Source organism: Erwinia sp. BNK-24-b (assembly GCF_047456155.1).
GTDB classification, from domain to species: domain Bacteria; phylum Pseudomonadota; class Gammaproteobacteria; order Enterobacterales; family Enterobacteriaceae; genus Erwinia; species Erwinia phyllosphaerae.
In genome coordinates this window covers 4,811,548-4,824,952 of sequence record NZ_CP179901.1, presented here as the reverse complement: position 1 = coordinate 4,824,952, position 13,405 = coordinate 4,811,548, and the positions used below count along the sequence as shown (strand labels likewise).

The following is a 13,405-nucleotide window of genomic DNA, read 5'->3' as shown; positions in this document are numbered from 1 at the left end:
GCGGCTGACAACCCCTATTTGCAAAAAACTTTCTGACCGTCGATTTTTTACGCAAAAATGGGCTAAAGCGCCAGTTTTTCCAGTTTTTCGAAGCCATAACGCCGTAAAACGGGCATTAATTGTACGGCTTCGGCCGTCATCGCCAGACACAGAGCCAGATTATTTTCTGCAGAACCGATTTTGGGCGACTCATTTTCTAATAGCCAGGCCGTGCGACGTGCAATGGCCGCACCCGAATCGATCAGCCGCGTTCCTTCCGGTAGTACCTGCTGCAATTCATCCGCTAATAAAGGGAAGTGCGTACAGCCGAGCACGACGGTATCGGGCGGCTCCTTCATCCGCAGCCATGGCTGCAGAATACGCTTTATCTCTTCCAGCGGAACATCTTTACCTTGCAGCTTCGCCTCCGCCAGCTCTACCAGCTCGGCAGAACCCAACATCTCCGTTTTGCACTCGCGGGCAAAACGCTTTACCAACTCATGCGTATAAGGACGCTTTACCGTCCCACGCGTTGCCAGCAGGCCAACAATACCATTACGCGTCAGGCGCGCAGCAGGCTTAATGGCGGGAACGACGCCCACTACGGGAAAATCGAAACGCTCGCGCAAGGCGGGTAACGTCACGGTACTGGCCGAGTTACAGGCAATAACCACCAGCGCCAGCGGATAAGTTCGGGTTACGGCGGTCACGATTTCAACCACGCGCTCCACGATAAACTCTTCGCTCTTTTCTCCGTAAGGAAAAGCGACATTATCGAAAGCGTAGATATAGTGCAGATCCGGCAACAGCTGCCGGATCTCATCATAAACGGATAGCCCACCGACGCCGGAGTCAAAGACCAGCACGGTGGGTCGCAGATTAGAAGGTGTAACTTCCGCTGAGGTAGTACTCTCGTCCTGGAGTTTGATAGCCATACACTGTCTCGTAATCTTTATCGAACAGGTTGGCAATTCTACCACGAACGGTCAGCTGGGATGTGACAGGATACGAAACTGCAAGATCCCACAGGCTGACGCCGCCAAGCTTGACGGTTTCATAGGTGTTGTAATTGGTATCGTAGCGCTCGCCCAGATACTGATAGCTTAGCGACCAGTCAACATCATACAGCGTATAATCAAGCTGATACTTCACCTGCTGTTTAGCTCGCCGCACCAGTAATTTGTCGGTGTTGGCATCACGCGGGTCTACATAGTCCCAGGAAACCGTATGGCTAACCGGACCGGTGTCGAACGAAGCCGTCGCCTCTACACCTTTAATACGCGCTTTACTGACGTTGTAATAGCTGTTGTTGGCATAGGCAATGAGATCGTCAATGTCGTTGCGATAGCCAGAGAGATGCCAGCTAACAGGCCCGCTAAGCCCTTCTACACCGCCTTCCCACTGCTTACTTTTTTCGGGATTGAGGTTGGGATTACCGTAAGAGCTATAAAGCTGCCCATACTGCGGCGCTTTGAAAGCTGTGCCGTAGCTGGCGAATAAACGATAGCCGGAAAGGAATTCCCAGGAGGCCGCGCTCTGCCAGGTGTTGTGCCAGCCGAACTGGCTATTGTCATCGCCGCGAACCGCACCTTCCAGCGTGACCTCGCCAAACTGCTGCTGTGCGGTAGCGTAGAGGCCGGTATTGTGTTGCTCATAGCCGTTCGTCAGATAAGCCGTGCCCGGTTCGGTAGACTGTCTTTGCCAGTCAACGCCGCCGCTTAGCGCTCCTCGCCCAACCTGCAACGCGTTACCCCACTGCACATTATATTGTTCTATATCGTCTGCCGTCGCAGCCTCGCCATATCGACCCTGCCGTGGGTCGTAGTTATAGTCTTTAGTATGGCTATAGCTGGCGATCAGTTGCGTAGAGTAGATGTCGCGATTGAAGCGCAGGCCGGTATCCCATGTCTGACTATAAAGCTGACGAGTATCGGGCAGACCGGTTATCTGGCTATAGTCAGAATTGTAGCTGTAGGTTCCGTCATAAGCCGTGCGGTTGTCGTAGCCGTAACCACGCACGAAACCACTGAATTCATCATCGAACTGATGCTCTATCGCGCCATAGAGACTTTTACTCATAAAGCCGTCGCGATCTTTCTGCGCCGGATCGCCGCTCGTATCCGGCAGGTTCGCGACCACATCATACCCTTTGGTATAGGTATAGTTGCCGGCCAGGGTAACGCGCGTGTCCTTACCCAGCATTTGTTGCGTAGAGCCGTCATAGCTCTGATAGCCGTTTGAACCGGTACCCGCGGTCAGCGTTGTTCCCGGCTTTTCGCGACCGGTAATAATATTGACTACGCCGCCGATTGCGTCCGAGCCGTAAACAGCAGACCGCGCGCCGCGCACGTATTCAATTCGCTGCACTAAGGAAAGCGGAATCTGGCTAAGATCGGAAGAACCGCTAATACCAGCCTGGTTAAGACGAATACCGTCAATCAGCACCAGAACATGACTGGAATTGGTGCCGCGAATAAATAGCGAGCTGGTTTGCCCCATCCCGCCGTTCTGCGCGATATCGACACCCGGTAGCCGACGCATGACGTCAGTTAAGCTTTTTGATTGCCAGCGATCGATCTCTTCCCGCGTAACGACGGTAACAGGAGCCAGCACGGAAGAAACGGGCTGCGCAAAACGGTTTGCGGTGGTGACCAGCGTATTTTCTGCATCCTGAGCAAAGCCGTTCTGCGCCCAGAGGGAAATCGCCGTTGCGCTGAAAGCCAACAGTTTGTGTTTCGTTATCATTATGAATCGCATCCAAAAAAACATGCAGGATGCCGCAGGCGTACGAGAATGAGCGCGCTCGTACAGTTTGCGACGTAATACCGGCAGGTCTTCGGGCTCGGAATCATGAACTGGTGAAGACTTCCCATCGAAAGACAGTGTCTGGCACCCACGAAAACATTCCACACCGCTGCGCGTCAGCTCCAGCTTTACACTGGATTCCCTTTTAACTTATTGAAAGGCCGGAATCGCATTTTATGTTCATCCGTTACAGGAATCTACACGTCAGCCCGTCTAAAAGAAGATGGAACCGGACAACGCTGGACATTGCGCGGTGGATGCCTACAATCGCAGGGCTTTAAAGTCCCTTAACCCAGGAAAGACCATGACGCCCGAACAGCTGCCGATCGAACAATACGATGCCCAACTGGAAGAAAAAGTTGCGCGTCTGAAGACGCTGATGGTGCCCTTTACCGCTCAGAACGTTGAAGTGTTCCGTTCGCCAGTCAGCCACTACCGCATGCGGGCTGAGTTCCGGATCTGGCACGACGGCGACGACCTTTACCACATTATTTTTGACCAGCAGACGCGCCAGCGCATTCGCGTTGACAGCTTCCCGGCCGCCAGCGAGCTGATCAATAAGCTGATGCCTCGCCTGATAGACGCGCTGCGCGATAACCGCGTGCTGCGCTATAAGCTGTTCCAGATAGATTATCTGTCGACCATGAGCGACCAGATTGTGGTGTCCATGCTCTACCACCGTGCCTTAACGGACGAATGGCAACAGGCCGCCAGCGCGCTGCGTGATGAACTCCGCGCGGAAGGTTTCGATCTGCATCTGATTGGTCGCGCCACCAAAACCAAAATCTGCCTGGATCGTGATTACGTGGACGAGCGTTTGCCGGTGGCGGGCAAAGAGATTATTTATCGCCAGGTAGAAAACAGCTTCACCCAGCCTAATGCTGCAATGAACATTAAGATGCTGGAATGGGCGCTGGATGTTACTAAAAACGCTAACGGCGATCTGCTGGAACTTTATTGCGGCAACGGTAATTTCTCTTTAGCGCTGGCGCGTAACTTCAGGCGCGTTCTGGCAACGGAAATCGCCAAACCCTCCGTCGCTTCCGCACAGTATAATATTGCCGCTAACCAGATTGAAAACGTGCAGATTATCCGCATGGCGGCCGAAGAGTTCACCCAGGCCATGAACGGCACGCGCCAGTTTAACCGGCTGGAAGGCATTGATTTAAGCAGCTATGAATGCGAGACGATTTTTGTCGATCCGCCGCGCAGCGGACTGGATGATGAAACGGTGAAGATGGTGCAGGCTTATCCGCGCATTCTCTATATTTCCTGCAATCCGCAGACGCTGTGCGATAACCTGGCCACGCTTTCTGCCACGCATGACGTTGAGCGGCTGGCGCTGTTTGACCAGTTCCCCTATACCCACCATATGGAATGCGGCGTTCTGCTAACGCGGCGCTAAGTAACGGAATGCGGCACGTCCCGCTACCCGGCGCTAAGTAACTCAACAGGCGTTTTGCTAACGCGGTGCGAAGTAAAAGAAAGCGAGGCCGTTCGGCCTCGCTTTCTTTTTAATTATCCTGGCCGCTTTTACGCACGCGCAGTTTTAATCCGATCCAGAACACCAGCGCCACCATCAGGATGGTCTGGATAAAGTTGGAACCGATATCGGGATATTCTGCACGAACGATAGTGCTGTAGAGCAGAATGCCGAGCAGAAAGAAAGCCGCAGCAACAGACGGCATGCCGTCCGGCATCGCGCGGTTAAGATAGCGCTGATGCAGGCACCAGGCGGAAAGGCCCAGTGCTATAAGAGGGAAAACGGAAAAAGGCACAATGGAACTGAACAGCACCGAAAACGATCCGTTGATCGATAAGCCGGTAAGGAATGACAGCAAGAGCGTTCCTTTATCACGGCCGGTCGCTAAACTCATGTTTTTCTCCTAATCATGGAGATCCGGCGTCACCGCCAGCTTCTCCTGCTCACGTCGATACCAGTAGTAAGCGCCCTTAGAAATCATCCGCAGCTGTAGCACCAGCCTCTCTTCCAGCTGGCGGCGCTGAGCGACGTCAATATCCAGCGCTTCCGCCCCGGCGTTAAAAACGATAATCACCATCGCCTCCGCCTGCGCTTCGGTAAAGCTGCGCGGCATGCGATTTTCAATTTCAAGGTAGTCCGCCAGTTCGGCGATAAAATGCTGGATCTCACGGGCAACGGCGGCACGAAAAGCAGCAGAAGTGCCGGAGCGTTCGCGCAGCAGTAAACGAAAAGCGTTGGGATTATTGCCGATGAACTCCATAAAAGTGGAGACCGAGGTGCGAATAACGCTGCCGCCTTTGGCGATACGCTGGCGTGCCTGACGCATCAGCTGACGCAGCATCAAACCGCTTTCGTCTACCATGGTCAGCCCAAGCTCGTCTACGTCACGAAAATGGCGATAAAAAGAGGTTGGCGCGATTCCCGCTTCACGGGCAACTTCCCGCAGGCTCAGGCTGGCAAAACTCCGCTCGGCACTCAGTTGACTAAATGCCGCTTCAATCAGCGAACGTCGTGTCCGTTCTTTTTGCTGCGCTCTGACGCCCATGTTTGTGCCTGTTTTACCTGCCAGATTTGCACTATATCAAACTTTCAGCGTACAGAGGCATCAAGTTTGTGAATGCCTGTTACCCTTTTACTTTGTCAATTAATGGCAAATAAGGCAGTTAAAATTGGGAAGCCGCTCACAAGATGTTAGAATAAAGTTGAAAATTTGTATAAAAAAATAGGACGTATTGGTATGCAACAGTCTTATGATTATGACGCCATTGTAATTGGCTCCGGCCCCGGCGGCGAAGGCGCGGCAATGGGGCTGGTAAAACAGGGCGCGCGCATTGCGGTCATTGAGCGCTATCACAATATCGGTGGCGGTTGTACCCACTGGGGAACCATTCCCTCTAAAGCGCTGCGTCACGCCGTCAGCCGTATTATCGAATTTAACCAGAATCCACTTTATAGCGATCATACTCGCCTGCTGCGTTCCTCTTTTGCCGACATCCTTAACCACACGGAAAACGTCATCAGTCAGCAAACACGGATGCGTCAGGGCTTTTATGAGCGTAACCGTTGCGAACTGTTTCAGGGCGACGCGCGCTTTGTTGATGCGAATACCATTGAAGTCACCACGCACGACGGCACTGTCGATCGGCTGACCGCCGAAAAATTTGTGATCGCCTGCGGTTCCCGGCCCTATCACCCGGCCGACGTCGATTTTACGCATCCACGCATCTATGACAGCGACTCCATTCTTGACCTGCACCACGAGCCTGGCCACGTCATTATTTATGGCGCAGGCGTTATCGGCTGCGAATATGCTTCTATCTTCCGTGGACTGAACGTAAAAGTTGATTTGATCAACACGCGCGATCATCTGCTGGCGTTTCTGGATCAGGAAATCTCTGATTCGCTTTCTTATCATTTCTGGAACAGCGGCGTGGTGATTCGCCACAACGAAGAGTTTGAGAAGATTGAAGGCGTGAGCGACGGCGTCATCATGCACCTTAAATCCGGTAAAAAGGTAAAAGCAGACTGTCTGCTTTACGCCAACGGACGTACGGGGAACACGGATGATTTGGGCCTTGAAAACGTGGGGCTGGAAGCGGATGGCCGTGGCCTGCTGAAGGTCAACAGCATGTATCAGACCGCGCAGCCGCATATTTATGCCGTGGGTGACGTCATTGGCTATCCAAGCCTCGCTTCCGCCGCTTACGATCAGGGGCGTATTGCTGCCCAGGCGCTGATTAAAGGCGAAGCGAACGCGCATCTGATCGAAGATATCCCGACCGGTATCTATACCATTCCGGAAATCAGTTCTGTGGGCAAAACGGAACAGCAGCTGACGGCAATGAAAGTGCCTTATGAAGTGGGCCGCGCGCAGTTTAAGCATCTGGCACGCGCGCAGATTGTCGGCATGAACGTCGGCAGCCTGAAAATCCTGTTTCATCGCGACACTAAAGAGATTTTGGGTATTCACTGCTTTGGCGAGCGCGCCGCCGAGATTATCCACATCGGCCAGGCCATTATGGAACAGAAAAACGGCGGCAACACGATTGAGTATTTCGTGAATACCACCTTTAACTATCCAACAATGGCTGAAGCCTACCGTGTAGCGGCGCTGAACGGATTAAACCGCCTGTTTTAGCGTGCTGTGCATGTAACCCTGCATATGGGTGCGGATTGCCTCTGCCAGCTGCTCATAGCGGCCGCGCAGCGGCGATCCGGGCCGGTAAACCAGCGCGATGGTGCGCTGCGGTTCCGGTTTGTAGCACGGCAGATAGCAAACGCCGTCGCGCACGCGCTCTTTTGGCACCGCCAGCGCAGGCAGTAGGGTAATGCCGCTGCCCGCCGCGACCATATTGCGCAGCGTCTCCAGACTGGTGGCGCGAAAATGGGTATCTTCATCCGCACCCGCCTGAAAGCAAAAGCCCATCGCCTGGTCACGCAGGCAGTGACCATCTTCCAGCATCAGCAGTTTCTCACCGGCCAGATCGGACATCGGCACGCGATCGCGCTCGTGCCACGGATGATCCTGATAGATCGCCAGCTTCATCGGCTCATCAAACAGCGGGACTTCAATAAACGCTTCGGACTCTTTCACCAGCGCCAGAATAGCGCAGTCGAGCTTGCCGCTGTCCAGCTGCGCCAGCAGCTGCTGCGTTTGCGCTTCATGCAGATACATTTCCAGCTTGGGGAAAGTTTGATGCAGCGTTGGAATAATTTGCGGCAGCAGATAAGGCCCAACCGTGGGGATTAGCCCAATATGCAACGGCCCGGACATCGCCTCGCCCTGCTGGCTGGCCATCTCTTTCAGTACCTTGACCTCGCGCAGCACGGTGCGCGCCTGGTCCACCAGCAGCAGTCCGGCCTGAGTAAAAAGCACTTTACGGCTGGTACGTTCCAGCAGCATAACGCCCAGTTCATCTTCCAGCTTGCGGATCTGCCCGCTGAGCGTGGGTTGACTGACGTGGCAGGAATCGGCTGCACGTCGAAAATGGCGGTGTTCAGCCAGAGCTACCAGATACTCAAGATCGCGAATATTCATTCATTTCCTCCGAACCACGATAGTTCGTGGCGATAGATAGAATAGCAATCAACGATTAGCCCTATCAAGCGCAGATGTTAATAATGTCACCCGTTCGAGAGATGAATCACTTTTTACCCCTAATCAAGAGGTAGTTTATGTTTGCAAGTCAGGAAGGTAAGTCAGTCCCACAGGTCACTTTTCACACGCGTCAGGGCGACAGCTGGGTAGACGTCACGACTGATGAGCTGTTCAAAGACAAAACCGTTATCGTCTTCTCTTTGCCAGGCGCGTTTACGCCGACCTGCTCGTCAAGCCATCTGCCGCGCTATAACGAGCTGTCTGACGTTTTCAAAAAACACGGCGTGGATAACATTCTTTGCGTATCGGTTAACGACACTTTCGTCATGAACGCGTGGAAAGCCGATCAGCACGCTAACAACATTACTTTTATTCCGGATGGCAACGGCGACTTTACTCGCGGTATGGACATGCTGGTTGAGAAAGCGGACCTTGGTTTCGGGCCTCGCTCATGGCGTTACTCCATGCTGGTTCGTAACGGCGTGGTAGAAAAAATGTTTGTTGAGCCAAACAAGCCGGGCGACCCGTTTGAAGTTTCCGACGCTGATACCATGCTGCGCTACCTGGCTCCGGAATTTAAAGTGCAGGAATCCGTCTCGCTGTTTACCAAGCCAGGCTGTCCGTTCTGCGCCAAAGCCAAGCAGATGCTGCTGGATCGCGGTATTCAGTATGAAGAGATCGTGCTGGGCCAGGATGCGACTACCGTCAGCCTGCGTGCTGTAACCGGTCGTGCCACCGTACCGCAGGTCTTTATCGGCGGACGCCATATTGGCGGCAGCGACGACTTAGAGCAGTTCTTTTTAGCTTAAAAAAATTGAGAAGGCGATCGCTCGCCCTCTTATGTGCTTAAAACCAATAATAAAGTCGAAACTCTTTGGCGGGCCTGATGCCCGCCTTTTTTATTTCTACGCCAGACGGTTTTTCGCGTCGGTAATCGCCAGCGAAACCTGATGAGGCGACACGCCGCCTTTCGCGTTACGCTTATCCAGGCAGGATTGCAGCGACAGCAGCGGATAAACATCTTCGCCAATCGTTTCGCTATATTTTTGCAGCTCTTCCAGCGGCAGCGCTTCCAACGCCACGCCTTTGCCGATAGCCGCTACCACCACTTCACCAACAATATGGTGCGCTTCACGGAACGGTAAGCCTTTGGCAACCAGATAGTCGGCCAGCTCGGTCGCATTCGCATAACCCTGCTCTGCGGCTTCCTGACAGCGCGGACGTTTCACCTGAATCCCATCCAGTACCAGCGCGGCCATGTGCAGGCAGTCGGACCAGGTATCCAGCGCGTCGAACAGCCCTTCTTTGTCTTCCTGCATATCTTTATTGTAAGCCAGCGGCAGGCCTTTCAGCGTCATCATCATGCCGGTCAGCGCGCCCTGTACGCGACCACACTTGCCGCGGATCAGCTCCAGCGCATCCGGGTTCTTTTTCTGCGGCATCAGGGAAGAACCGGAAGTCACGCGATCGGAAAGCTCAACAAAACCGGCTTCGCCCGTATTGAAGAAAATCAGATCTTCTGCGAAACGGGAAAGATGCACCATGCCGATGGACGCATCGGAAAGCAGCTCCAGCACGTGATCGCGGTCAGAAACGGTATCCAGGCTGTTGCGCGTGGCAGAAGCGAAGCCCAACCAGCCAGCCAGCTGTTCACGATCGATTTCGTACGCCGTACCGGCCAGCGCGCCGCAGCCAAGCGGGCTGACGTCCAGACGCTTCAGCGTATCCTGCAGGCGGCTTTCGTCGCGCGCCAGCATCTCAACATAGGCCTGGCACCAGTGTGCAAAGGTTACCGGCTGCGCGCGCTGCAAATGGGTATAGCCTGGCATGACTGCATCTTTATTCGCTTCGGCGGTAGTGACCAGCGCCTGTTGCAGCTGCTGCGTAGCCGTCAGCAGCTCGCTAATCTGCGCTTTACACCATAGCTTCAGGTCGGTTGCGACCTGGTCATTACGGCTGCGTCCGGTATGCAGCTTTTTGCCGAGCGCGCCGACTTTTTCAATCAGGCGACCTTCAACATAGCTGTGAATGTCTTCCGCATCGCTTTCTAAAATCTGCTGTGGATTAGCACGCACTTCTTCCAGCAAAACGTTCAGCGCGCTCTCAAGCTGCTGCTGCTCGTCTGCGGTCAGAACATTGACCGTTACCAGCGCTTTGGACCAGGCGACGGACCCGATAATGTCCTGCTCTGCCAGACGATAGTCGAAGCGCAGCGAGTCATTAAACTGTTTGAAACGTTGATCTGCTGCCTGAGTAAACCGTCCACCCCAAAGTGCCATGTCAGTGCTCCATTAAATTCGTTGAATGATAAGGCGGAACGAGTCCGCTATAGCGCCGGGCAAACAACCAATCCTTTAGCCTGTGACCCGGCGGGTATCTTCCGTGACGCCCTGAATATCGCCGTTACTTCTGCTTTTTCTCGTTCAGCGCACGGATGCGTGAAGAGAGCGAGAACAGACGGATAAAGCCGCCCGCGTGGCTGTGGTCGTAAACTTCGTCTTCGCCGAAGGTCGCGAACTCTTCAGAATAGAGGCTGTTAGCCGATTTCTTCTGGATCGCGGTAACCTGGCCTTTGTACAGCTGCAGAACCACTTCACCGTTCACTTCTTCCGCCAGCGATTCCGCTGCGGCCTGGATAGATTTACGCAGCGGCGCGAACCAGCGGCCGTCATACACGACGTAAGACATCTCATGGCCCAGCTGCTCGCGCCATTTGAAGCTATCGCGATCCAGCACCAGCTGTTCAACCGCACGCAGTGCGTTAACCATAATGGTGCCGCCAGGCGTTTCATAGCAGCCGCGAGACTTGATGCCCACCAGACGGTTTTCCACGATATCAATACGGCCTACGCCATGCTTCGCGCCAAGCGTATTCAGTTTTTCCAGGCAGCCGTACGGGCTTAACGCTTCGCCGTTTACGGCAACCACGCGGCCTTTTTCGACGCTTACGGTAACCTGTTCAGGCCGATCCGGCGCTTCCAGCGGATCGACAGTCCAGACCCAGCAATCTTTGTTTGGCGCGTTCCACGGGCTTTCCAGCACGCCGCCTTCGGTGGAGATATGCCATGCGTTTTCATCACGGCTGTAGATTTTTTCCAGCGACGCGGTAGTCGGAATATTGCGCTCTTTCAGGTAATCCAGCAGCGCTTCACGTGAACGCAGGTTCCACTCACGCCACGGCGCGACAACTTTCAGCTGCGGAGCCAGTGCGGTATAGGTGGTTTCAAAACGTACCTGGTCGTTACCTTTGCCGGTCGCGCCGTGGCACAGCGCGTCCGCGCCGACTTTCAGCGCCAGCTCAACCTGCGCTTTGGCGATGATTGGACGAGCCATAGAGGTGCCCAGCAGGTAAGTTCCTTCATACAGCGCGCCAGTTTGCAGCACGGGATAAACGTAGTCGCTGATGAACTCTTCACGCAGATCGACAACGTGGCATTCAGAGGCACCGGACTGCAAAGCTTTCTGCTCTACGCCTTCCAGATCGCCTCGCTCCTGGCCGATATCCGCGACAAAGGCAACCACTTCACAGCCGCCATAGTTCTCTTTCAGCCACGGAATAATCGCGGAGGTATCCAGACCACCTGAGTAAGCCAGAACGATTTTCTTGATGCTTTTATCTTGCATTGTCTTTTCCTTGAACCGGTTAAGCGAGGATCCGGGTGCCAATCGACACGCCGTTAAAAAGGGTTGGCAGCTGCTCGGCATGACGCCAGCTGGCAATATCGACCGGACGACCCAGCGTGCGGGCGGCGTCCAGCGCGGCGTTAACTTTGACGATCATGCCATCGGTAATAATGCCCTGCGCAATCAGCTGTTCCGCCAGCGCCGTGGTCATTTCGGCAATCCGCTGGCCTTTGCCGTCCAGAATGCCGCTGACGTCGGAAAGCAGCACCAGATCGGCACCCAACGTAGCGGCTAAGGCGGTCGCGGCCTGATCGGCGTTAACGTTCATCAGCTTGCCGTCTTCGGTAATGCCGATAGAGCTGATAACCGGCAGCCAGCCAGCTTCCAGCAATGTGTTAATCAGTTTTGGATTGCCCGGCGTCGCCTGGCCAACGTGCCCCAGCTCTTCATCAAAAGCCGCCACGTTGACGCTGCCGCCGTCGCCCAGGCACAGGCCGACCGCATCAATGCCGTGTTTCTTTGACCAGGCCAGCAGCGTTTTATTAGCCGTTCCCGCCAGCGCGCCGGTAATGATGTCGATCTGATCGGCAGGCGTTACGCGCAGGCCGTTTTTCTTTTTCACCGGCAGCGCAAGCTTGCTCATCAGCTCGTCTACCAGGCAGCCGCCGCCGTGAACGATCAGCAGAGGCCGCTGATGCGTCTCGCGGTATGCCACCAGCGCGTCAAACAGGCGCGCCAGCGCTTCTTCGCTGTCCAGCAACACGCCGCCGAGTTTAATAATTAAAGGATTGGTCATTGGCTTTCTCACTGATTAAATAAGCGACTGCGTTTCCGGGAAACCGAAACGAATATTCATACACTGCACGGCCTGCGACGAAGCGCCCTTCAGCAGATTGTCTTCTGCCGAGACGATAATCGCGTGCTCACCCTGTACGGCAAAACCGATGTCGCAGAACGGCAGTCCAACCACGCCTTTGATTGACGGCACGCCTCTATCATAGACGCGCACCAGCGGTTTATCGTGATAGGCGTTATGGAAGGCTTCTGCCACGTCTTCACGCGTTACGCCCGCCTGCAAACGACAGGTCGTGGTCGCCAGGATACCGCGTGGGAAATTACCCAGATGCGGCGTGAAAATGACCGGGATACCGAGATGCGCGGCAATTTCCGGCTGATGACGATGCGTAAAAATGCCATAAGGTTGCAGGCTAACTTCGCAAAAACTGGTGGCAACGGAGGCTTTGCGTCCCGCGCCGCTGACGCCGCTGGTGGCATTAATTACCGGCCACTGCGCTTCGTTAAGCAGATTCGCTGCAATCAAAGGCTTTAAAGCCAGCTGGGCAGCGGTCGGGTAACAGCCCGGTACGGCAATCAGCTGCGCTTCTTTCAGCTTGCTTTGCTGCCACTCGGCCAGGCCATAAACGGCTTTATCCAGCCAGGCTTTATGCTGATGTGGGAAGCCGTAATAGTCGGTAAAGAAGCTCTCTTCATTAACGCGAAAGGCTGCCGACAGGTCAAATACCACGCAGCCTGCCGCCAGGAACTCCGGTGCCAGATCGTGGCTGACTTCGTGCGCGGTAGCCAAAAACACGACGTCGACCTTATCCGCAAATTCCGCCGCGCTGGCCAGCGGCTGCAGCGGCATATCGACAATGCCTTTCAGCTGCGGATGCAGGTCGGAAAGCAATTTTCCTGCGTCAGGGCTTTGCGCTGAGACCGCTAAAGCGGTTATGTTCACCTGAGGATGACGATTCAGGTAGGTCGCAAGCTCTACGCCAGCATAGCCACTGGCACCAACAATCAGCGTATTTAACATCGGACACCTTATAACGGTCTCGGGTTTTGGGTGGCGGCTAATGCCGTCTGCCCACGCGATTAGCGCCGGATATGCAGGAAATTTGGTTTCCATCCCCACG

General features: G+C 54.5%; 12 protein-coding genes and 1 riboswitch. Of the genes, 3 read left to right on the top strand and 9 right to left on the bottom strand.

The features are described 5' to 3' along the window. Window positions 1–62: 62 nt before the first annotated feature. Window positions 63–914: a glutamate racemase gene (gene murI, locus ACMGGR_RS22145; protein WP_246761541.1), complete on the bottom strand. Its 852-nt coding sequence runs from the start codon at window positions 912–914 to the stop codon at window positions 63–65. Continuing rightward, window positions 859–2,724, bottom strand: a complete 1,866-nt coding sequence (gene btuB, locus ACMGGR_RS22140; protein ID WP_414147889.1) for a TonB-dependent vitamin B12 receptor BtuB — start codon at window positions 2,722–2,724, stop codon at window positions 859–861. The genes murI and btuB overlap by 56 nt, the downstream gene beginning before the upstream one ends. A gap of 64 nt (window positions 2,725–2,788) precedes the next feature. Next, window positions 2,789–2,965, bottom strand: a riboswitch (cobalamin riboswitch). Window positions 2,966–3,088: 123 nt separating this feature from the next. Here btuB and trmA point away from each other — a divergent pair. Continuing rightward, window positions 3,089–4,189, top strand: coding sequence for a tRNA (uridine(54)-C5)-methyltransferase TrmA (gene trmA / locus ACMGGR_RS22135; RefSeq protein ID WP_414147888.1), 1,101 nt, complete (start codon window positions 3,089–3,091; stop codon window positions 4,187–4,189). Between the two features lie 109 nt (window positions 4,190–4,298). Here the strand turns inward: trmA and ACMGGR_RS22130 are convergent, their stop codons facing one another. Together ACMGGR_RS22130 and fabR are read right to left on the bottom strand one after the other, a co-directional pair. Then, on the bottom strand, window positions 4,299–4,661 hold the full coding sequence (locus tag ACMGGR_RS22130) for a YijD family membrane protein (protein WP_414147887.1): 363 nt from the start codon (window positions 4,659–4,661) through the stop codon (window positions 4,299–4,301). A gap of 9 nt (window positions 4,662–4,670) precedes the next feature. Continuing rightward, window positions 4,671–5,312, bottom strand: a complete 642-nt coding sequence (fabR, locus tag ACMGGR_RS22125) for an HTH-type transcriptional repressor FabR (protein WP_246761544.1) — start codon at window positions 5,310–5,312, stop codon at window positions 4,671–4,673. A gap of 192 nt (window positions 5,313–5,504) precedes the next feature. Here fabR and sthA point away from each other — a divergent pair, with 192 nt between their 5' ends. Next, on the top strand, window positions 5,505–6,905 hold the full coding sequence (gene sthA, locus ACMGGR_RS22120) for a Si-specific NAD(P)(+) transhydrogenase (protein WP_246761545.1): 1,401 nt from the start codon (window positions 5,505–5,507) through the stop codon (window positions 6,903–6,905). On the opposite strand, the gene oxyR is transcribed toward sthA, so the two are convergent. Then, window positions 6,888–7,805 (bottom strand): DNA-binding transcriptional regulator OxyR, encoded by a 918-nt coding sequence (gene oxyR, locus ACMGGR_RS22115; RefSeq protein ID WP_246761546.1) that lies wholly within the window; start codon window positions 7,803–7,805, stop codon window positions 6,888–6,890. The two genes, sthA and oxyR, sit on opposite strands and share 18 nt — an antisense overlap. 137 nt (window positions 7,806–7,942) lie before the next feature. On the opposite strand from oxyR, the gene ACMGGR_RS22110 reads away from it, so the two are divergent. Beyond that, complete coding sequence (locus ACMGGR_RS22110) at window positions 7,943–8,674, top strand: glutathione peroxidase (protein WP_246761547.1); 732 nt, start codon at window positions 7,943–7,945, stop codon at window positions 8,672–8,674. Between the two features lie 96 nt (window positions 8,675–8,770). On the opposite strand, the gene argH is transcribed toward ACMGGR_RS22110, so the two are convergent. The 4 genes from argH to argC all read right to left on the bottom strand — a co-directional run bounded on the left by argH (window position 8,771) and on the right by argC (window position 13,305). Next, window positions 8,771–10,144, bottom strand: coding sequence for an argininosuccinate lyase (gene argH / locus ACMGGR_RS22105; protein ID WP_414147886.1), 1,374 nt, complete (start codon window positions 10,142–10,144; stop codon window positions 8,771–8,773). Between the two features lie 124 nt (window positions 10,145–10,268). After that, window positions 10,269–11,489 (bottom strand): argininosuccinate synthase, encoded by a 1,221-nt coding sequence (locus tag ACMGGR_RS22100; RefSeq protein ID WP_246761549.1) that lies wholly within the window; start codon window positions 11,487–11,489, stop codon window positions 10,269–10,271. A gap of 19 nt (window positions 11,490–11,508) precedes the next feature. Further along, on the bottom strand, window positions 11,509–12,285 hold the full coding sequence (gene argB / locus ACMGGR_RS22095) for an acetylglutamate kinase (RefSeq protein ID WP_246761550.1): 777 nt from the start codon (window positions 12,283–12,285) through the stop codon (window positions 11,509–11,511). A gap of 15 nt (window positions 12,286–12,300) precedes the next feature. Beyond that, on the bottom strand, window positions 12,301–13,305 hold the full coding sequence (gene argC, locus ACMGGR_RS22090; protein WP_414147885.1) for an N-acetyl-gamma-glutamyl-phosphate reductase: 1,005 nt from the start codon (window positions 13,303–13,305) through the stop codon (window positions 12,301–12,303). Window positions 13,306–13,405 lie beyond the last annotated feature (100 nt).